This is a genomic window from Geomonas edaphica (assembly GCF_004917075.1).
Lineage (GTDB): Bacteria > Desulfobacterota > Desulfuromonadia > Geobacterales > Geobacteraceae > Geomonas > Geomonas edaphica.
In genome coordinates this window covers 38,157-58,792 of record NZ_SSYB01000008.1, presented here as the reverse complement: position 1 = coordinate 58,792, position 20,636 = coordinate 38,157, and the positions used below count along the sequence as shown (strand labels likewise).

The following is a 20,636-nucleotide window of genomic DNA, read 5'->3' as shown; positions in this document are numbered from 1 at the left end:
GTTCGCCGTCGGTATTCCTTCGCGCCTATTATGCCTTACGTTGAGACGTCTTCAAAAATCTTATGAACCCATTTAGCATGTTGCTTATCCTGTTGCAGTGATGGATTACGATCTCAAACGAGTCGTGGCTAAAATGACCTATATCCAACCCTGCATAGGCTAGACTCTTTACTTCTGAAACAGATCCCCGCGAAATGATCAGGTACTGTATGAACTCCCGGTTGCTACCCCTATCAAAACCTTCAGCAATGTTGGACATGACAGAAACGGCTGCACGCTGAATCTGATCCCTGTATCCGTGTCTTTACAGGCAGAAAGCAGGCTATACACATCCTTTACCAGCAAGCGAGCTTGCTTCCACGAGTCAACATCTTCAAAACGCTCTATTCTCAAGACGTCACCTCCTATTCGGCCGACAGGTTGCAAATCTTGAACATTGAACGTTGAACGGGTTTACCCCATCCGGTCAAGGATGCCCGCCGCAAGCAGCGGGATCATTATCTCGTGATGGCCGGTGACGGTGTACCCTCGGCTGTCGCCGGCGGTGGGACGCCGGACCACGTTGGTCAACGGACGGTAGTGCTGCTGCATGTCGAAGTTCGCCGTGGTGAACCGGTCCACGTGGTGCCCCAGGTTCTGCGCGATGGAGAGCGCCTTCAAAAACACCTCGGGCAACAAGACGGCACTCCCCACGTTCAGATAGACACCGCCGTCACCTAGCTCAGAGACTACGGAGGTGAAGATCTTGAAGTCGGTGAAGGTCGCAGCCCCTATCACTGCGCCGTCAGCACTGGGATGCTGGTGGATGATGTCGGTCCCGATGGCGACATGCACCGTGACGGGGATCCCCCTTTTGACGCAGGAGGCAAGCAAGCTCTGCTCGTGAAAGGGGAGCTCACGCTCCACGATCATCCTCCCCACGGACTCCCCGTAGCCTAGCCCGTCGGCCACTCCGTTCTTCAGCGCCGCGTTGATATCGGCACCGGTCTCCTCAGCCATCCCGAAATTGCCGGCATGAAGGGCGGCGGCTACGTTCTCACTGGTGGCGCCGATGAGCGCGATCTCGAAGTCGTGGATAGAGCCCGAGCCGTTCATCGCGACCGCGGTTATGACGTCGGCCTCAATGAGCGACTTCAACACGGGCTGCAGCCCGCACTTGATGACGTGCCCGCCGATCCCTATCACCACCGGCTTTCCCTTCTCGCGGGCGGCGACCACTGCGTCGATCACACCGTTTAACGCCTTGGCCCCCAGTTGCGCGGGAAGGGCGGCAAGCAGCCCAGAGACGCTCATGCCGGGGAAAACGCCGGCGGCGAAGTGGTCGGCGACGCGGACCAGATTGCCACGCTCGGCGATCGGATAGGTGGTGATGCCTGAGAAGTCGATCTCTCGGTATGCCATGGTTTCCTCTTTTCGCCTCAGCGGGCGAAGAACCGCCCTGCCTCCTCCATCGCACTCTGGACGATCTTGGGGCGTATCACCGCGCCACTTAGGGGACGGTAGCGCTCGTCCATGATGTCGACTTCACCTGCCGAGAGTGAGACGGTGGTGCGGTCGGACTCGATGATGCTCATGGTGTCCCAGGAGCTCGCCATGAGGTACGGGCGCGGGGCGGAGTCGAACAGGTAGCGCCCGGTGCTGTACTGGGAAGGGGCGTTGGTGCACCCCAATAGCTCGTGCATCAGGGTTGGCACCACGTCGAGATGGCTTGTCGCACGGGACACTGGCACACCCGTCCTCCCCGGCCAGCTCACCACAAGCGGGGTCTGCACCTGATAGCGGGAGAAGTTGCCGTTATGCCCCCAGTAATTCATCTTAAGATCGTTGAACTCCTGACCATGGTCCCCGGTTATCATCACTACGGTGTCGTCCAGATGCCCCTCTTTTCTCAGGGCGGCAAGCACCTCCCCGACCAGGGCATCCACGTAGCGCAGGGAATTGCGGTACTTGTTAAGAAGCGGTACCGGGTCGGTCTCGTTGTTGAGGGTCAGGTAGTTCACCTCGGCGGCCGCCGGTTGGAACGGAACCGCCCCGGCGGGGTGGTCCGCCGCATGAGGAGCATCATAAAACAAGAAACCGAAAAAGGGTTTGCCGTCTTTTGGCCGGGCAAGGAAGCGGAGCATTTTGTCGGTGATAGTCCGATCCCGCTCCTGCGGCGTACGACCCTGCTGGCGCAACTCGATCCTGTCGCGCATCGTAGCGAACACGGTGTGGTCGTGTCTTTACAGGCAGAAAGCAGGCTATACACATCCTTTACCAGCAAGCGAGCTTGCTTCCACGAGTCAACATCTTCAAAACGCTCTATTCTCAAGACGTCACCTCCTATTCGGCCGACAGGTTGCAAATCTTGAACATTGAACGTTGAACGGGTTTACCCCATCCGGTCAAGGATGCCCGCCGCANAGAAACCGAAAAAGGGTTTGCCGTCTTTTGGCCGGGCAAGGAAGCGGAGCATTTTGTCGGTGATAGTCCGATCCCGCTCCTGCGGCGTACGACCCTGCTGGCGCAACTCGATCCTGTCGCGCATCGTAGCGAACACGGTGTGGTCGAATTCCGGGTTGACAAGCGGTGCACTCGCGTAGATCCCACTTACGTAGCACTGCCGCTCCAACTCCTGCATGAGAACCGGCGGCCGCTCCTCGGCGAGCATGGAATGCCAGTAGCTGCCGCTTATCCCGTAGAAGAGCGAGAAGATGCCGAAGCGCGTACAGTTCCCACCGCTGTAGTGGTGCTCGAAGCGGAACTTGTCCCGGGCGAAGCGCGCGATGTTCGGCGTCACCTCAGCCGTGAGGGAGTCAAAACGCCAACTGTCGATGACGATCAGCATGAGGTTCAGCTTCTTGCCCGAGGGGGGCGTGCAGGTGATGGGCTGCACGGGGTAGCGCAGCGCCGTCCCCCCCCTGGCCACCGAAAACCTCGGTCCTTGCTTGGGGTCGGCTAGCCCCAGCTTAACCAGGAGCTTCGTCATGGTGAGCGGCTTATAGCCGGGAAGGTAGCGGACCTGGTTGGTGATGGGGGTGTAGCTGTTGGCGCTCGCCCAGGCGTGCATGACGTGCCCACTAAGGACGACCATGAAGACCAGTACCGCGGTGAACCGTCCATAAGGCCTACCCACACGGCTACTGCAGCGCCAGACAAGCTGGGCTATACCCCACTGCAGGAGCAAGGCCTGGAGCACGGCGCCGGTGAGGATGGCGTAGAGTTTGCCGGTCACCGGGAGGACGTCGCCTGCGGCGCCGCTCGTAAGAAGGTTCCACACCATCCCATTTAGGTGGAACCGGTACTGGGCGAACACGAGCACGTCGACCACGATAAAGAGTAACAGCAGTGTTTCGAGAAGTATCCCCGTTCCAAAGACGAAGGCCCTCCGGGGCCAGACGAGGATGGCAACAGCGATGACAGGGAAGGCGAGTGCGGCGAGGGTGACACTGTGCCCCGGCAAGGAGAGCCCAAGGAAAGCACGCGCCGCGGTCGTTTCCGGGGGCGCCATGCTCTTCAGGTAACTCAAGGAAACCAGCATCAAAAGGGCCGCGTTAACGAGAACGAACCAGAGCGCCCAACGCAACAGGGGGCCACGCCCTTGCCGGGGCAAGGGAAGCGATTCCTTCGTCTTTTCCATACCGCTTACATCTTCAGCCGCCGTCATCAAGCTTTTCGGCCTCACTCTCCGCTAAACGCGGTAATACTCACGGTACCATTTCACGAAACGACCGACACCGTCCTCGATGGAGGTGGCCGGCTTGAAACCCACGTCGTGCATCAAGTCTTCCACGTCGGCGAAGGTGGCCGGGACGTCGCCTGGCTGGATCGGCAGGAGGTTCTTCACAGCCTCCCTCCCCAATTCCTTCTCGAGCACATTGATGAAGTGCATGAGCTCCACCGGGCTGTTGTTACCTATGTTGTAGATCTTGTATGGGGCGTAGCTGGTGCCCGGGTCAGGGCGGGCGCCGCTCCAGGCCGGGTTCCCATCAGGGACCCGATCGATGACGCGGCTCACCCCCTCGACGATGTCGTCTATGTAGGTGAAGTCGCGCTGCATCTTGCCGTTGTTGAAGACATCGATGGGGCGTCCCTCTAAGATGGCCTTCGTAAAAAGGAAAAGCGCCATGTCAGGGCGTCCCCACGGTCCATAGACGGTAAAGAAGCGCAAGCCCGTAGTGGGAAGACCGTAGAGGCTCGAATATGTGTGCGCCATGAGCTCGTTAGCCTTCTTGGTGGCGGCGTACAGCGAGACCGGGTGGTCGACGTTGTGGTGCACCGAGAACGGCATCGTGGTGTTGGCGCCGTAGACGGAGCTGGACGAGGCGTAGACCAGGTGCCCTACTTTGTTGTGCCGGCACCCCTCAAGGATGTTGATGAAACCGCTGATGTTGCTGTCGATGTAGGCGTAGGGGTTCTGGATGGAATACCGGACCCCCGCCTGCGCGGCCAGGTTCACCACACTGTCGAATCGCTCCTCTTGAAAAAGACGGGCGATCCCCTCGCGGTCCTCGAGGTTCATCCGGATGAAGCGAAACCCCTTCTTACCTTCCAGTTGCGCAAGGCGCGCCTCCTTCAGGCTCACCTCGTAATAGTCGTTCACGTTATCGAGGCCGACCACCTCCTGCCCCTGCTCCAGAAGTCTTTGCGCCAGGTTGAAACCGATAAAGCCGGCGGTGCCGGTAACGAGTATCTTGGCCATGTTCACCTCCGATCTTTGTATTTCGAATGTGCCGCTGAAAGCGACTGCTGCGGCCGTTTCAAAGGGTGTGATGGTATCACGGCATCCTCTGTTTTCAAAGCTTTCTCATTTGGGGGAGGCAACTGCCCCGGGGAGTCCGGCGGGGAGCAGCACGAAACCAAGGCGCATGGCGCGATCGGAGGCGTGCCGGTAGGTGGCCTCAACGTAGCGCGGCGGTGACGCCAGTTGTTGCGGCGAAGCGAAGCGTCCAAGCGCAAAGTCTCTCAACCCATCCGGCAGCGCCGCGTCCTTTGTGGCGTCCCATACGAGAAGCCTCGCCTTGTCTTGAGGCACGACGGAGGCCGGTGCCTCTGGGGCCACCACTTGGCTCTCCGGGAAGAAAAGGCGCAGGTTCCCGCCGACGAGTCTTCCTTGTGCAACGATGACTCCGTCCGCGAATCCCGCCTCGCGAAGGGCTGCGGCGAGTCGATCGTAGGGGGCGTTTAATCGCCCGAACTTACCAACCCGCGGCCCCCAGAGCACGTGTCCCGGCATCAGGATGAGGACGGTAACGGCGACGACGAGACAAAAGGAGAGGTAGCCACGGACCCGTGCCTGGGTGAAACGTTCAGGGTGCAAAGTGACGAGCCAGACCGGGGTGAGAAAGAGCAGGGGCTGCATCCACCGGTCCTTGAAGGCAGTGACCTTGAAGCAGATGATCATCACCACGCAGAGCGAAAGCCCCACCGCTAGGGTTCTGCGCACCAGCGCCGCGCCGTCGTCCTGAAGAGCGCTCTCGGTTTCACCGGGTGAGCGGCGAAAGAAGAAGAGGGCGTAGACCGCGACAAGCCCCCCTGCGAAGAAGGCGACAGCGAGGGCGAGGTCCTTGAAGCCCATCCCCAACGCGGCGAGGCGCCCGACGGCATGTGCCATCTTGAACTTCCCTGCATCGGTCATCGCCTTGTGCATATGGTCCAGCATCCAGTAAAGGTGCGGCGTGACCACGAGCAAGAGGCAGAGAAGGCTCAACAGCATTTTGCGGTTGCAAAGTCGCGGACGGAACGCCTTCAGGCTCCCTCCCGCGACTAAAATCGCGACGAGGAAGAAGGCGTAGTTGTACTTGGAGAGTATCCCGACCCCCGCGCACACACCGAAGATCACGTAGTAACGCAGCGCGCCCGTTTTCAGGAGCCTCAGCATAACGAACAGGGTGGCAGCGGCGAGTGTAGTCCCCATGACCGAGTGGGTCAGGTCGCGCTGCGATTCCCACATGATCTGCGGGATGAGCAAGAGCGAGAGCATGGCGACACTCGCCCGGTCCTCGTCGCCGGTCACCTCGAGGGCACTTTTGTAGACGAAGAGGTAGGTGGAGAAGAGCAGGACGTTCTTAACCGCGGCAAGGGTCGCCACCCCCGCTCCGAAGATGGAGAAGAGCCCGGAGAGAAGCCAGGTGTAAAGCGGCGGTTGGGAGCCGTACCCAAGGTCCAGATGCTGGGTAAGAAGCAACTGTTCCGCCTCGTCGAGTTCCGCGCTGTTGGAGACGAGGACGCGGAAAACGAACTGGAGGGCAAAGTAAAGCCCCAAAAATATGAAAAGACGCCTCCTATTAAGGAAGGCTACGGATTGTGATGCCATAAAGCGGCTGCCTTTCAATGTTTTTCATCCGGTGAGACTGCCGCGTGAGGGTGACCGGTGTTACCCCCTGCCAAGGGCGTCCTGAAACACCTCAAAGAGCCTTCGTTCCCAGCGAGGTGCGATGTCATCCCAGTTCCAAGTCTTGGACATGGTAACCCCGTTATCCCCCATGACCCGGACCTTTTCCGGGTTTGCAACGAGGTCCGCAATCCTGTCACAGAGCTCTTGTTGATCCCAAACGACGTGGCCGTTATGTCCATCAATTACAGTAGGAGACTCGTAGTGCCCGAAGATGATGACGGGGAGCCCGCATGCAGAGGCTTCCTGGGCAACCTTGGGCACCCCCTCGGAAAGAGAGGGAAGCACGAAGAGGTTCGCCTCCTTGAGCTTTTCTGCGAGCTTCGCATTGGCAATGGGACCCGGAAAATGCACGTTGTCCAAGCCGAGCTTCTTTGCCTGTTCCACCAATCCCTGGCGCATCTGCCCGTCACCGTACCACACGAAATTCACCGACCGGAATTTTGCACCCAGCTCGAGAAATACCTCCGGGCGCTTGCGTTGGTAGACGGTCCCGGCGGAGATTACGGTAAATTGCTTGCCAGGATTTCTTGCCCCGCCAAATTTGGCAGCGTCGATCCCTAAAGGGAGGACCGACACCTTTGGACCGAACAGCCTCTCGGCAACCTGTCCTAGGAAGTCGCTTATCGCGATGATCTGGTCCGCTTCTTTAAACACGAAGTCGCTACGTCTCAGCCTTTTTCTTGGAGCCATCGCGCAGACGACGGGATGGCCAAAATGCTCGCTCAGCAGGTTCTGGCGCGCCACGTCTCCGTTCAGGCCTTCAAGCGTGGCTATGACCGGCACCCTTTTCCCAAAAAGCTTTCGCAGACGCAGCAACTGGAGCTGGAACCCGCTTAGGTTGGGATAGAAAAGCGCATCGGCCTTCAAGGTATAGTAGAGGGTCTTGTAAAAGCTGTAGGTACGCTTCCGTGTCATCCGGAAGGGCACTACGTTCTGCTTGTTCAAAAGCCTGCGGTCGGGAGCTTTGTAATAGGGAACATACCATTGCATCCTGCTGTCGTTGAAGCGCGACAACAGCTCCTTGGTGTTCAAAGTCTGCGCGTTGTTAGAGTGCTCATCGCACCACTCGCCGACCAAAATCTTGATCCTCTGCATAACATTTCCTTGGTGTTACAGGGCTGCTTTAAAAAGCGATGTATGGGCTACCCCTCAATATCGGCCCAGCGCAGGAGGTCGTCCTCCTCGACATCACAGGCGGCCCTGCGACCGATGATGTCATCCCAGTGGATGGGACTAATGCCGTGCCCCGGCCTCTTAGCGATGAGGTTTTCCGCGCTGAAGGCTTCCCCCCTGGCGATCCTGCGGCTCGCCACCAGGCTACGCCTGGCATGCAGGCGGGCGGCGGCTTCATGCGAGAGGTCTTTCCCCGCCACCCCCACCAGCAGACGATAGGCCTCGACCTTCTCCATAAAGCGGGCGAGATCGTCCTTGTCCATCGCATGGTAGTGGTCGTTGCCAGGAAGGCTCTTGTCATGGGTGAAATGCTTCTCAAGGATGCAGGCCCCAAGCATCAGGGCCGCCTCGAGGGAGCTGATAGTGCGGTCCGGCACCACATGGTCCGAGTAGCCGATCAGGCATTGAGGGAACACGCGGGAAAGGACGGGGATCATACCGAGCTGGGCATGGTCTACCGGGGTGGGGTAATTCAAAACGCAGTGCAGCAGGGCGATTTCGTCAGCCCCATGCCCCCTGAGCTGCTCGACCGCGAACTCCACCTCCGGCATCGTGGCGGCGCCGGTGGAGAGGATGACCGGTTTGCCGGTGGCAGCCACGGCGCGCATAAGCGGGACGTTCGTGATATCCGCCGAGGCGATCTTGAAGACCGGCATGAGGGGGGCGAGGAACTCCACGGCACCCAGGTCGAAAGGGGTCGACAGGAAGTCTATCCCCACCTTCTCGCAGTGGCGGGCGAGCTCTAGATAATCTTCGCTCCCGAACTGGTCGTACTTCTTGAAGAGCTCGAACTGGCTCGTGGTCGGCTCTTTGGAGGTGTCCCAGTAGGCAGGGCTCTTGCGCGACGCGATCAGCTCCGCCTTGTAGCTCTGAAACTTTGCAGCGTGGGCGCCTCCCTCTTTGGCTTCCTCGATGAGACGCTTGGCAAGCTCCATAGAGCCGCCGTGGTTCACGCCGATTTCGGCTATGACGTAAGGTTTCAGGTTGTTTCCGACTTCATGCTTACCGATCTTCACCTTTATCTCCTCTGCGCATGAGGGCGGCGATGCGCCCTATGACCCTTTTCTTGCCGCCGGCCAGATTCAGCTTGGCCATCTTCCGTCTCATGGTCCCCCTAAGCTCCGCATCATCCAGCACCTTGCACACCGCTTCGAGGATCTGGGCGTCCTCCACGTTGTGGCGCAGGCCCAGGTTGATTATGCCGTTTTCACTCGAGGCGAAGGTGTGCGTGGTTTCGCGCTGGTTTTGGCAGATGGCCAGAGTAAGCACCTTCACCGAGGCGAGTTCGAGGACCGTTCTCCCAGCCGAGGTGATGGCCAGATCAGCCGCCAGCATGTAGTCGCTGATGCGCTGCGTCGCCCGTACCACGTGCACTCCGCGGGAGCCCAGCCGCTCCACCGCCGCCTCCAGCTCCTCGTGGTGCGAGAAGCCGGGGCCCAAAACGACGTCGATCTCAATGCCGCGCCGCAGCAGCTCTCCGCCGACGACACCGAGCGTCCTGACGGTGAGGTTCCCCTCGTCGACCCCCCCGAAGGTCACCAGCACCCGCTGCACCCCTTCCTTCTCGTGCCCCTCAGGGAGATACAGGAATTCATCCCTTAGGCAGAAGTAACGGGGACCAGAAAGGATGTGGTCGCTGGGCAACTGGTGCGGGTAGAGCGCGTTGAAAACCAGGTCGGCAACCTCAGCCCCGAGCCCCAGGTCCTCGAAGTTCACCACGGCCACCCCGGCCTTCTTGAGCGCCATCACGTAGTCCGCGCTGGTGTCGAGGATGTCGTTGATCACGAGGTCCGGCTCCAGTGATAGGATGGCCTCGAGCCGCGTCCCGTTCGCGCAGCTATGCACCGGGTAGTTGTGCTGCTCGATATAGCCCCTCGCCAGGGAGTCGTCCTCTTCGCAGACAAAGGAGAGTTCGTACCCCACCAGCTCACTCGCCAGCATGACGGCGCGGAAGGCATGGCCGAGCCCGGTTTCCTTGCTCCCTATGGCGGTGATGACGATCTTCTTCCGGCTAAGGATCTGCTCGCAGAGCCAGAAGTCTTGAAAACTGTCGATGTCGACGCTGCGCTCGGCCGGCATCAGGTAGAGCTTCACCTTAGAGCCGATGCGGGTGCCGGTCTGCAGCATATCCCGGTGGCAGGCGATGATCGCGCCGGTCTCCCGGTACACCGCGGGGAGCTGCTGACGATTCACGCGCGCCTCGTAGTCCGGGACGATCGCGCCGTCCACCTCCCGCCAGCGCAGGTGCCTGTCGTCGACGGCTGTGATCACGGTCTGCAGCGCGGCGTCGCCGGCGAACATGGCGATGACCTGATCGATGTCGTGGCTCGTGACCAGGGGGGACGTGGGCTGGATGGTTATCACCGTCCGGTAATGTTCCCCCCACTGTAGCTCTGCCTGCTCGGTAGTGTGCACGATGACGGGATCGATGGTCACCTTGTCGGTGGCAAGCTCCGCCGGGCGCCGCAGCACGTCGACACCGAGCCTGCGTGAGAAGAGCTCGATCTCATCGTCGTCAGTAGATACTACGACGCGCGCCGATGTGCCCACCCCTTTCGCAGCGGCGATGGAGTAAGCGATGAGCGGTCTGCCGCACATGGGGCGGAGGTTTTTCCTCGGGATACCCTTGGACCCGCCGCGAGCGGGGATGACGATAAGGACTTCAGGATTCATGCGAACCTCGACTGGACGAAGAAACGGCGCGTCCCTCGCGGGAGGCTACCATCTCTACGCCGACTTTCTCAAATACCGACTGAACCTTCGCTTTGCTAACCTGGTCCTTGTAGAAGACCTGGTCAAACCCGAAGGAGATCACCCGGCTGCTCTGAGGGAGAATCATGCGGGCGGTCAAAAGCGCCGTGCTATATATCCCGATCACGATGTCGTAATGGTTGTGCAGCAGGAAGGTCTCCAGGGCCTCGGTGGGAGTGATTTCAGTGTACTGCGCGCCAAGGAACTCCCGCACCGCCTCCCGGGGATGCGCTTTGTAGTCGACATGGGTCATGCCGCAGCGTTTCAGGTACCCCTCAAGAGCGCCGCTCAGTTCCGCGCGCTGCTCCTCGGTGAGACGCCGGTCCCGTTGCAGCGGCTGCCCTATCACCAGGGCCCGTAGCCCCACCCCTCCCGCAGTGCCCCCCGCTTTCTGGTGGAAGGGGGGCATCTCCACCACCTTATCCGGACAGTACTCATGCGGGAAGCCAGGCAACAGGTAGATCCTGTCCACGATAGCAGTCTCAGAGCCGGTGCGGTCACCGCGTAGCATGTAGTAATCGAGCCTACGCGAGTAAAGCCTGCGCACCTTGCGCACGTACTGCAGGGCCTCCTTGACCCGCCCCAGTGGGTGGCGCTGTATGTTGAGGACCCCGTCGGGAATGAGCCTCACCACCACCTGAGCCTGCGGAAAAGAACGGGACAGATGGTTGATGAAATAGTTGATCGCCTCGGTGTCGATGACTGGGGTATGGATGCGGATGGTCTTGAACCCGGAGCAGTAACCCTGCACGATCTCAAGGTTCTTAAGGGTGCGTTGCAGTCGCCCGAACACCCCCTTCTCCGGGTAGAAGCGCGGCCACGGGAGGAACACTGCCTCGGCACAGCAGGTATCCTGCACCATCCCGGCGAACTCTTCCTTGATGTAAAACAGGACGTTCCTTTCATCCCGGCAGAACACCTTGGCTATCTGCTCGCTGCAGATATAGTGCAGCGGTGAATACACAATAAACAGATTGACTGTATCGTTCATTCCACTGCTTTTCCTATGTTAGTTCAGACTTGACTGTGACACAGCGTGTCCAGATTGATCGCCGCGCACAGCGCATAAAGCGGGGCATCATACCATAACCGCAGGCGGCGGCGAAAGTAGATAATCTCCGAATAAGAAGGGGGATCGCGGGGGATAGTTCCCGCTGCGAGAAGGAAAAGCGCCGCCCGGTCGCTGTGCGGATGCTGGGCCGGTTGTAGGATTTCAGGTTTGCAGAAGCTTACGGATGCCGCTCATGATCGCCTCGACTTTAATGCTGTCGCGGCACTGGGCGTCCTTGTCGCAGCGGGTTCTGAAACAGCGGGCGCAGTGCATCGGCGATTGCACGACGACGTGGTGCTCGCCGCGCGGACCACTCCTCTTCCCGTCCGAGGCGCGGTAGAAGGAGACGGTTGGTGTTCCGACCGCGGCGGCAAGCTGCACGGGCCCGGTGTCCCCGCCAACGACGAGGTCGACCTTCTTAAGGACAGCAGTAAGCCCCTTAAGCGTCATACGCTCGAGCACACGGGCTCCGCGCCCGATACCAGCGGCGATGGCGGTGGCCGCTTCACGCTCAGAGTCGTTGCCCCAGGGGAGAAGAATCGAGGCGTCGTGGTAGTGATCTAGCACTTCCTTGCCCAGTTCGACCCAGTGCTCGATGCTCCAGAACTTGGTCTGCCAGGTGGTGCCGTACTGAAACAAGAAGACCAGCCCGTCCGAGAGGGTGGCGAGGAGCGCCTCGGCGTTCGCGTCCTCCTCCGCGGTGGTATGGATGCTGGTGGTGAGCTGCATGGAACGGAAGTCCTTGGCGAAGGGAACACTCACCAGGCGCAGGTACTTGTCGGTGATGTGGTAATCCTGCTTGCGCACCGGGATCTGGCGCGTGGTGAAGAACGCGTTGACCGACTCCTGCAGCTCCGCGCGGTCAAAACCGATACGGTCCGAGCACCCCGAGGCGGCGCAGATAAGTCCGCTCTTCAGGTTTCCCTGGATGTCGAAGACGAGATCGTAGTTGCGCTCGCGCAACGTCTTTCTGAGCGCGGCCACCTCGCGGCGGGTCTGGGCGGCAAAGGGGTGCTTGCGCCAGACCTTGGTCCGCACCAGGTGCAGCTGGCTTATAAGGGGATTCCCCTCCAACATCTGCCTGAAGGGCTCTTCCACCACCCAGTCCACCTCGATCCCCGGCTTGGCCTGGTGCAGGAAGTCGAGGACGGGAAGGGCATGGATGATGTCTCCCAAAGCGGAGGCTTTTATGATAAGGACTCGCATCTATTTACTCACTCTCTCCGGACATCAGCTTGTCGAGGGCCTGCTCCAAGGGACGGGTATCCTCGAAGTCGAGCTCAAGCGCCACGGCGTGGCAGCCGGAAAGTTTCTCGGCATGCGGCAGGAGCTTCACAGCGTCCTTCTGCGTGGTCAAAAGCACCGTGGAGCGCGAAGCGGTCTTGAGCCTCAGGATCGCGGCGAGCTCCGGTTCCTCGTAACGGGTGTGATCGGGGAAGGCCAGGGTGGTCACCGGCCTGATGCCGACCTCTTCAAGACCGTCGAAGAAGGCTCCCGGATTCGCTATCCCGGAGAAGGCCATGACGCGCGCCCCCTGCACCGTTTCGAACCCTGATTGAGCCCCGCCGACGAGCGGGACTATGCCAGAAAGCTTATGTTTTGTCCAGCAGGTAGGCTTTCCTGGCACCGGCGCGATCCGTACGCCATCGCGGGTGCGGGTGCAGAGCACGATGTCCGCCCGCGTGGCAGCGGCCGGAGGTTCCCGCAAAAACCCACCGGGGAGGGTGAAACCCCAACCGAACTGCTCCCGCGCGGCGGAAGAGGGCTCGCACACTGCGGAAGGGGTCTTGCACACTGCGGAAGAGGTCTTGCACACTGCGGAAGGGGTCTCGCGCACTGTGCAAGAGGTCTCGCGCACTGTGCAAGAGGTCTCGCGCACTGCAGAAGAGGTCTTGCGCACCGAGCCAGCCTCCTCCCCTTGAACCGCGAAAGGGTTTGCCGCATCGAGGAGCAGGATGTTGAGGTCGCGCTTGAGTTTCAAATGCTGAAAACCGTCGTCCATGATGAAGACATCCGGGTTCAGCCGTTCCATGGCGTGCAGTCCGGCGCGGTAGCGGTCGGACCCGATCACCACCATGAGCCCGGGAAGCATGCCGGCCAGTTGGCACGGCTCGTCCCCCGCCTGTTCCGGGGCAAGCAGCAGTCGCTCCCCGTCACTCACGATGTTGATCCGCCCCTCTTCGCTCCCCCCATAGCCGCGGGAAAGGACGCACACCTTCTTGCCGCGCGCCATCAAGTACGATGCGACCCAGGCCACCGTCGGTGTCTTTCCGGTACCCCCAAGGGCGATGTTGCCGACCGAGATAACCGGCCGCGGCAGCCGATGCGAGGAAAATATGCCGAGACGGTAGCAGAAGGCGCGCAGCTTCATGACTAGAGCGTACGGGCGTGAGGCGAGGCGCAAAAGTCCCAGGATCACCCTGTCGCCACCCCCCGCGCGCTTCCCGGCCAGCAGGTCCCGGTAGTACTGTTCCAGGTCAGCCACGATCCCCCCCCTGCCCCAGCAGGGACTCCATCACATCCAGGTGCCGGCCGGTAGCTCCGGCACTCCCCAGGAGGATACCGGCACCATGCCGCCCCAGCTCCTCCCGGTGCGCGCTATCGGCCGCCAGACGAAGCAGTTCGGCCTGCAACCCTTTGGCGTCAGGTACCTGGACCTCTGCGCCACAGTGCTTCGCGAAAAGCGCTGCTATCTCGCGGAAGTTCTCCATGTGAGGCCCAAAGAGGACCGGAACCATGCAGGCGGCGGGCTCGAGCGGGTTGTGGCCGCCGGTGGGGACGAGGCTCCCCCCCACAAAGACGAGATCGGAAGCGCGGTACAGCCCGGCGAGTTCCCCAACCGTGTCCAAAAGAAGGATGCCGCCGGCCGGAATCTCCGTGTCTCTCTCAAGGGCAGAACGGAACCAGAAGGAGAACCCCTCCCTCTTGATCAGTTCGGCGACACCGGGGGCGCGCTCGGGATGGCGCGGAGCGAGGATCAGGAAGCTTGCCGGGTCGCGGCGCACCAACTCACGGTAGGCGGCCAGGACCTCCCCCTCCTCCCCCTCGTGCGTGCTCGCCGCAGCGAAGACAAAGCAGTCCGCCGGGATGCGGTACTTCTCCTTGATCATGGCTATCTCTTCCGGGGCGGCCTTGGTCACTGGCACGTCGTACTTCAGGTTCCCGCCGACGAAAACCGCCGCGGCCGGTGCGCCGATCGCCTCGATGCGGGAGGCGTCGACCGGGGTCTGCATGCAGAGTGCGGAGAGGTGCCGAAGCACCGGGCGAAAGAACCAGGAGAAGCGCAGGTAGCGTGAAAAGGAGCGGTCCGAGATGCGACCGTTGGCGAGGAGGACCGGGATCCCCATGCGCCTCGCCTCTTTTATGAAGTTGGGCCAGATCTCCGTTTCCATGATCACGACCAGCTCGGGCCTGATGCTCTCCAGCACGGAGCGGACGGCGAAGGGGTAGTCGAAGGGGAAGTAGATGCAGAGGTCGGCCGCCCCGCTCTTGAGGGCGACGCTACGGCCAGTTTCGGTGACGTTGGAGATGACGATCTTTTTGCCGGGGAAGCGGGTGCGGATCCCCTTCAAAAGCGGTAGCGCGGCGTTGGTCTCGCCGACCGAAACGGCATGGACGAGGATGGTTCCCGCGCCGGCGATCTGCGCGAGATCCTCAGCTGGGATACGGCCGAAACGCTCCAGGAACGCGGTTCTTCTGCCGCGCGACAGCGAACGGTAGGCGTGGTACGGGACCAAAAGCGGCAATAGGCCCCATAGGAGCAGGTTGTAGAAGAAGTTGATCATTTAAGCGAAGACCTCAAGAGCGGGCTCGATACTCATCGGGACGATGCCTCAAAGAAGAGGCGGCCATTTCCCTCTTTGTGGACGTTCTTCGAAGCATCCAGGGGAAGGTCGGTACAGCTCCCACGAAGCGCGGCACGAGACCTGACGTCCCCCCCTTTGCGAAGGGGGGACAGGGGGGATTTGCTTCAGACGAACCAACTGCAAATCCCCCTAAATCCCCCTTCGCAAAGGGGGACTTTCAAAGGCGTTAGGACAACGGCGGGCGAATGATGATTCGTCCCTACGGTGCGCCGCCGTCCGCGGGAAGGGGGTGCGCGGCGGGTGCGCGTTTCCAGCGGTTGTGTACCCAGTACCACTGGGTGGGGTGCTGGATCACGTACTCCTCGATGTAGTGCGTGAGTCCTTTCGCGTCCTCGGCGGCGGCGACTTCCGGGTCGGAGGCGCTCGACACCTGGTACTCCGGGTGAATGGTGATGATGCTTTTGTCCCCCTCGCGGTGGATGAATGCGGGAACAAGCGGGGTGCCGATCTTTCTTGCGACCTGGGCCGGCATCTGGATGGTCCAGGCGGGACGACCAAGGAAGTCGATTAGGACGCCGTTAACCGGGGTCACCGCCTGGTCGATGAGAAGGCCTACGATCTCCTGCTTTCTGAATGCGGAGAACATCGCCCGGAGGGCCCCTTCCTTGTAAAGGATGCCGTTGCCGTAGCGCTTGCGGATGCGCTCGATCATGGCGTTCAGATAGGGGTTATCCTGGCGTCTCGCCACCACGGAGATCTCGTGTTTGCGCACCCCGAAGGCGATGGCGAGAAGCTCCCAGTTGCCGCTGTGTGCGGTGATGAAGGCGACCCCTTTCCCCTTGGCGTACGCCTTTTCGTAGTTCTCGATACCGCGGAACTCAACCTTCTCGATGAGATCCTTGCCGCGCCCCTGGTAGATCTTGCAGACTTCCACCACGCAGCACCCCAGGTTCTCGAATACGCCACGGGCGATCTCCTCGGCACTGCCACCGCCCCAACCTGGCTGCCGCGTCAGGAAGGGGAGACTCGCCCTGAGGTTCTCAATCACGACGCGGCGACGCCGCGAAAGAAGCAAGAACGCGGCACGCCCAAGGCTTCGTCCCACCGACAGCGCTATGCCGTTCGGCAGGATCGAAACGCTCCAGGAAATCGCCAGGAAGAGAGCGGTTTCAAGATGCCAGCGCAGTTTCTTCAGCATCTCACCGGGCCCCTTACGCCTTAAACTGCATGCCGTGCAGGCGGCTGTAGATGCCTTCGCTCCGCAGCAAGGCATCGTGGGTGCCGGTCTCGGCGACAATCCCCTTTTCCAGCACCACGATGCGATCGGCATGGGTGATGGTGGAAAGTCGGTGCGCGATGACGAAGGTGGTGCGATTCTTCATGAGGTTGTTTAGCGCCTTCTGCACCATCTGCTCGCTCTCGGTGTCCAGCGCGCTGGTCGCCTCATCGAGGATCAGGATAGGCGCGTCCTTTAGGATGGCCCGGGCGATGCAAAGCCTCTGGCGCTGCCCGCCGGAAAGGCGCACCCCTCGGTCACCGATGTTGGTCTGGTATCCCTCGGGGAGCTCTGCGATGAAGTCGTGCGCAAAGGCGGCCCGCGCGGCGGCCTCGACCTCTGCATCGGTTGCCTGCGAGCGCCCGTAGCGGATGTTGTTGGCGATGGTGTCGTTGAAAAGGATGGTCTCCTGGTCGACGAGGGCGATCTGCTCCAAGAGGTTCTGCATGGTCCGTTTGCGTATGTCTACGCCGTCCATGAGCACGGCGCCGTCGGTCGGGTCGTAGAAGCGGGTGATCAGTGAAACGAGGGTGGTCTTGCCGCCGCCGGAGGGGCCGACCAGGGCGATGACCTCGCCCTTTTTCGCCTTAAGGTTCACCCCCTGCAGCACGTAGTCGTCTTCATACCTGAAACGGACGTCGCGGAACTCCACCTCTCCGTTCACCTTGCCGAGGTCGCTGGCATCGGGGGCGTCGACGATCTCGGGCCTCTCGTCCATCACCTCGAAGACACGCTCCGCCGCGCCGATGGAGCGCTGCAGGTTGTTGTAGGCGGTAAGAAGCCTCTTGATCGGGTTGAAGACCAGCACCATACCGGTGATGAAGGAGAAGAACTCGGAGGCGCTTTTCGTGCCGTGCATGACGTTGCTGCCGCCGACCCAGATAACGGCGGCGACGCCGAAGGAGGTGATGAACTCCATGATCGGGGTCGAGAGCCCATCGTATTTGATGTTTTTCCTGGTGAAGTAATAGAAGTCCCGGTTGCGCGCCCGGAATCGTTCAACCTCGCGCCCTTCCAGGCCGAAGGCCTTCACCACCTTAATGCCGGAGTAGGTCTCCTGGAGAATGCTGGCCAGATCCCCCATCTTCTCCTGCCCCTGGCGCGCCGCGCGCTTGATCCGCTTGCCGATCTTCGTCGCCGGGATCACGGTGAGCGGGATCACCACGAAGGAGATCAAGGCGAGTTGCCAGTCGCGGTAGAAGATGACGCAGAGAAGGGCGACGGCAGATAGCCCATCACGGAAGACGCCGCTGATGACGTTGGCAACTCCCTCCTGCATCATCCCGACGTCGGCCAGGACGCGCGACATGAGCGTCCCGGTCTCGTGGCGGTGGAAGTAACCGACGCTCAGACGCATGTTCTTCTCGTAGAGGTCGTTTCTCACATCTTGGACCGCGAGCTGCCCGGCGCTCCTGATGAAGTAGTCGTTGGTGTAACGGCAGACGCCGCGCAAGGCGTAGAGCAAGACGATGCCGACCGGCAGCAGCATGAAGATGGAGGTGTCCTTGCCGGAGAAGATCTTCCGCAAGACCGGTTCAACGAGGTACGCCATGGCGCCGTCCATCCCGCCCACCCCGAGCGATCCCACCGCGGCCAGCATGATGCGCCACCAGTAGGGTCGGCTGTAACCGACCAGCCGCATGAAAACGTTCACTTTTTTCGGGGGTGCTGCACTCATTTCATCATCTCCATGGCGAGCCGGGCCACACGGCCCAGGGCCCCGCCGTTGCCCAGCTTCACTCTCATCGCGGCGAAATCTTCCCGCATGGTGGCCGCGTAACCGGGGTTGTTCAGGAGCGCGTCGATCTCATCTGCGATCGGCAGCGGCTCAGCTTCGTCTTGCAACAATTCCTTCACCATGCGCTTTTCGGCGACGATGTTGCTGATACCTATGTGCGGCACGTTGATGACGCGTTTCCCCACCTCGTAGGTGAACTTGGACATCTTGTAGATGATCACGTGGGGAACGCCGACCAGGGCGAGTTCCATGACCACGGTGCCCGACGCCGCGATCACCGCGTCACAGGCGGTCATCACGTCGTGGTTTCTTCCAGCGATCACGGAAACCTCAAGCCCCGAGCCGGAAAGGTAGTGGGCCAAATCCTCCTCCTTGAGCGAAGAGGCGCGCGGCAACACGAACTGCAGGTCCGGCATGCGCTCCCTGAGGATGCGCGCCGCATCAAGGATGATGGGAAGGAGCTTCTTCAGTTCCGAGAGGCGGCTCCCGGGAAAAAGACCTACGCAGCGTCTTTGCGGATCGAGCCCCAACGACGCGAGCGCTTCGTCACGCCCCATGGTCGGCTTGACCAGGTCGAGCAGCGGGTGACCTACGAAGGTGACAGGGACGCCGGCCTTCTGGTAGAAGGGGACCTCAAAGGGGAAAAGGACCGCCATCATGTCGACCACGCGCCCTATGCCGTGCACGCGATGGCTTCTCCAGGCCCAGACCTGCGGGGAGATGAAATAGAGCACCTTGATGCCCGCCTTCTTCGCCACCTTGGCGAGCCTCAGGTTGAAATCCGGGTAATCGATCAGGATCAGCAGGTCGGGAGGATCGATGTGGAGTTTGTTCTTGAGGGTGTTGAAGCCGCTTATGATGGTCGGCAGGTGCGCCACGACTTCCACGAGCCCCATCACCGCCATCACATTTGCGTCGACCAGAGTTTCCACCCCGGCCTCGCGCATGCAGTTCCCCCCCATGCCGAAGAAGCGGGTGTCTGGGGTCAGGGCGCGTATCGCAGAGGCGATCTGGGCGCCGTACATCTCGCCGGAAGCCTCGCCGGCGACGATCATCACTGAGTGTTGCTTTTCTTGCAAATAGAACCTCTAAAAGCAGGTCAAGGTCGAGGCACGGACGGAGCATAAACCACCATCTCGGACTTCGACCTTGATTTGCCCTTTTTACCTTGTGACGCCCCGCTTCGCGGTCTCGATAAACTCGATAAAATGATCCACCTCGGGGCATTTCGGCACCTCGGTCTTCATCTTCTCGATCGCCTCGGCAAGCTTCAGTCCCGACATGGAGAGGAGCTTGTACGCCTTCTTCAAGCTGGAGATGCTCTCGTCGGGGAACCCGCGACGTTTGAGCCCGACCAGGTTCAGGCCGCGCAGCCGGCTTTCGGAACGATCACCGGTAACGATGGTGTAGGGTGGTACATCGAGGGTTATCGAGGTCATCCCCCCCACCATGACGTGCGCTCCGATGCGCATGAATTGCAGCACCGCAGAGAGCCCTCCCATGATGGCGTAGTCTTCGACGGTGACATGCCCAGCCAGGGTGGCCGAATTGGCCATGATGACGTTGTTGCCGATGTGGCAGTCATGCGCGACGTGGGAGTAGGCCATGAAGAGGTTGTTGTCTCCGACCGTGGTTTCACCGTCGCCGGTCACGGTCCCAAGGTGCAGGCTCGCGAACTCGCGGATGGTGTTGCCGTTGCCGATCTTGAGCCAGGTCTTCTCGCCGCGGTATTTGAGGTCCTGCGGGATCGCCCCGACCGAGGCCATCTGGAAGATGGTGTTGTTCTCACCGATCTCGGTCCAGCCGTCGATGACGGCGTGCGGCCCCACCTTAGTCCCCTTGCCAATGCTCACGTTCTCGCCGATCACGGCGTACGGGCCGATCTCGACCCCATCGGATATCTTGGCTCCGGGATGGATGATTGCGGTGCTGTGGATCATAGATGTTCTCCGTGCTTACTTGTCGGCGAGCGTTGCCTTCAGTTCCGCTTCGGTCATGAGGGTCTCACCGACGTAAGCCTTGGCGGCGCAGCTCCAGATGCCGCGCTTGTTGAAGAGGGTCTCCACCTCGAGCCTCAAGGTGTCCCCGGGTTTCACCGGCTTCCTGAAGCGCGCGTTGTCGATTGCCATGAAGTAGCTCACTTTATCCTTCGCATCACCACCCACGCTGAGATACGCCATGGTGGCTGCGGCCTGAGCCATCGCCTCGATGATCAGGACACCCGGCATCACCGGGAAACCGGGGAAGTGCCCCTGGAAGAAGGGCTCATTCATAGTCACGTTCTTGATGGCCACGATCCGCTTACCCGGCACCAGCTCGGTGACCTTGTCGATGAGCAGAAACGGGTAACGGTGCGGCAGAATTTCCATTATCTGGACGATATCAAGCATTGCCTGTCCTCTCCTTGCATCGGCCCGAAACCCGCTGGGCTTGAGCCGAGGTATTCATTTCAGTGTTACGGGGGG

The 20,636-nt window shown here is 60.8% G+C and carries 18 protein-coding genes; all 18 read right to left on the bottom strand.

Going from position 1 to position 20,636, the window contains the following annotated elements; translation table 11 throughout:
- Positions 1-28 precede the first annotated feature (28 nt).
- Positions 29-259 (bottom strand): four helix bundle protein, encoded by a 231-nt coding sequence (locus E8K79_RS21560; RefSeq protein ID WP_246043922.1) that lies wholly within the window; start codon positions 257-259, stop codon positions 29-31.
- 194 nt (positions 260-453) lie between these two features.
- Positions 454-1,401: a hypothetical protein gene (locus tag E8K79_RS20180; protein WP_136516330.1), complete on the bottom strand. Its 948-nt coding sequence runs from the start codon at positions 1,399-1,401 to the stop codon at positions 454-456.
- A gap of 17 nt (positions 1,402-1,418) precedes the next feature.
- The gene (locus E8K79_RS20175) at positions 1,419-2,207 is read right to left on the bottom strand and encodes a sulfatase-like hydrolase/transferase (protein WP_162604740.1); all 789 of its coding nucleotides are present in this window, start codon (positions 2,205-2,207) and stop codon (positions 1,419-1,421) included.
- A 164-nt stretch (positions 2,208-2,371) separates the two neighbouring features.
- Positions 2,372-3,619, bottom strand: a complete 1,248-nt coding sequence (locus tag E8K79_RS20165) for a DUF3413 domain-containing protein (RefSeq protein ID WP_162604739.1) — start codon at positions 3,617-3,619, stop codon at positions 2,372-2,374.
- A 51-nt stretch (positions 3,620-3,670) separates the two neighbouring features.
- Positions 3,671-4,681 (bottom strand): NAD-dependent epimerase, encoded by a 1,011-nt coding sequence (locus E8K79_RS20160; protein WP_136516327.1) that lies wholly within the window; start codon positions 4,679-4,681, stop codon positions 3,671-3,673.
- 105 nt (positions 4,682-4,786) lie between these two features.
- On the bottom strand, positions 4,787-6,244 hold the full coding sequence (locus tag E8K79_RS20155) for a glycosyltransferase family 39 protein (RefSeq protein ID WP_162604738.1): 1,458 nt from the start codon (positions 6,242-6,244) through the stop codon (positions 4,787-4,789).
- A 111-nt stretch (positions 6,245-6,355) separates the two neighbouring features.
- Entirely contained in the window at positions 6,356-7,471 is a 1,116-nt protein-coding gene (locus tag E8K79_RS20150; protein WP_136516325.1) for a glycosyltransferase family 4 protein, read from the bottom strand.
- Positions 7,472-7,518: 47 nt separating this feature from the next.
- Positions 7,519-8,565 (bottom strand): N-acetylneuraminate synthase family protein, encoded by a 1,047-nt coding sequence (locus E8K79_RS20145; protein ID WP_246043920.1) that lies wholly within the window; start codon positions 8,563-8,565, stop codon positions 7,519-7,521.
- Positions 8,552-10,222: a cytidylyltransferase domain-containing protein gene (locus E8K79_RS20140; protein WP_136516324.1), complete on the bottom strand. Its 1,671-nt coding sequence runs from the start codon at positions 10,220-10,222 to the stop codon at positions 8,552-8,554. Before E8K79_RS20140 ends, E8K79_RS20145 begins: the two co-directional genes overlap by 14 nt.
- A complete protein-coding gene (locus E8K79_RS20135; RefSeq protein ID WP_162604737.1) occupies positions 10,212-11,291 on the bottom strand; it encodes a polysialyltransferase family glycosyltransferase in 1,080 nt (359 codons plus the stop codon). Before E8K79_RS20135 ends, E8K79_RS20140 begins: the two co-directional genes overlap by 11 nt.
- 222 nt (positions 11,292-11,513) lie before the next feature.
- Positions 11,514-12,557, bottom strand: coding sequence for a lipopolysaccharide heptosyltransferase I (gene waaC, locus E8K79_RS20130; protein ID WP_136516322.1), 1,044 nt, complete (start codon positions 12,555-12,557; stop codon positions 11,514-11,516).
- A 4-nt stretch (positions 12,558-12,561) separates the two neighbouring features.
- Positions 12,562-13,836 carry a tetraacyldisaccharide 4'-kinase gene (gene lpxK / locus E8K79_RS21555; protein ID WP_246043918.1) on the bottom strand — a complete coding sequence of 425 codons (1,275 nt, stop codon included), beginning with the start codon at positions 13,834-13,836 and terminating at the stop codon, positions 12,562-12,564.
- Complete coding sequence (locus E8K79_RS20120) at positions 13,829-15,136, bottom strand: 3-deoxy-D-manno-octulosonic acid transferase (protein WP_136516321.1); 1,308 nt, start codon at positions 15,134-15,136, stop codon at positions 13,829-13,831. The genes lpxK and E8K79_RS20120 overlap by 8 nt, the downstream gene beginning before the upstream one ends.
- Positions 15,137-15,416: 280 nt before the next feature.
- Positions 15,417-16,355, bottom strand: coding sequence for a lysophospholipid acyltransferase family protein (locus E8K79_RS20115; RefSeq protein ID WP_136516320.1), 939 nt, complete (start codon positions 16,353-16,355; stop codon positions 15,417-15,419).
- Between the two features lie 13 nt (positions 16,356-16,368).
- On the bottom strand, positions 16,369-18,111 hold the full coding sequence (gene msbA / locus E8K79_RS20110; protein WP_136516319.1) for a lipid A export permease/ATP-binding protein MsbA: 1,743 nt from the start codon (positions 18,109-18,111) through the stop codon (positions 16,369-16,371).
- A complete protein-coding gene (lpxB, locus tag E8K79_RS20105) occupies positions 18,108-19,226 on the bottom strand; it encodes a lipid-A-disaccharide synthase (protein ID WP_162604742.1) in 1,119 nt (372 codons plus the stop codon). The genes msbA and lpxB overlap by 4 nt, the downstream gene beginning before the upstream one ends.
- Positions 19,227-19,334: 108 nt before the next feature.
- Complete coding sequence (lpxA, locus tag E8K79_RS20100; RefSeq protein ID WP_136516317.1) at positions 19,335-20,111, bottom strand: acyl-ACP--UDP-N-acetylglucosamine O-acyltransferase; 777 nt, start codon at positions 20,109-20,111, stop codon at positions 19,335-19,337.
- Positions 20,112-20,126: 15 nt separating this feature from the next.
- The gene (gene fabZ / locus E8K79_RS20095) at positions 20,127-20,561 is read right to left on the bottom strand and encodes a 3-hydroxyacyl-ACP dehydratase FabZ (RefSeq protein ID WP_136516316.1); all 435 of its coding nucleotides are present in this window, start codon (positions 20,559-20,561) and stop codon (positions 20,127-20,129) included.
- Between the last annotated feature and the right edge of the window lie 75 nt (positions 20,562-20,636).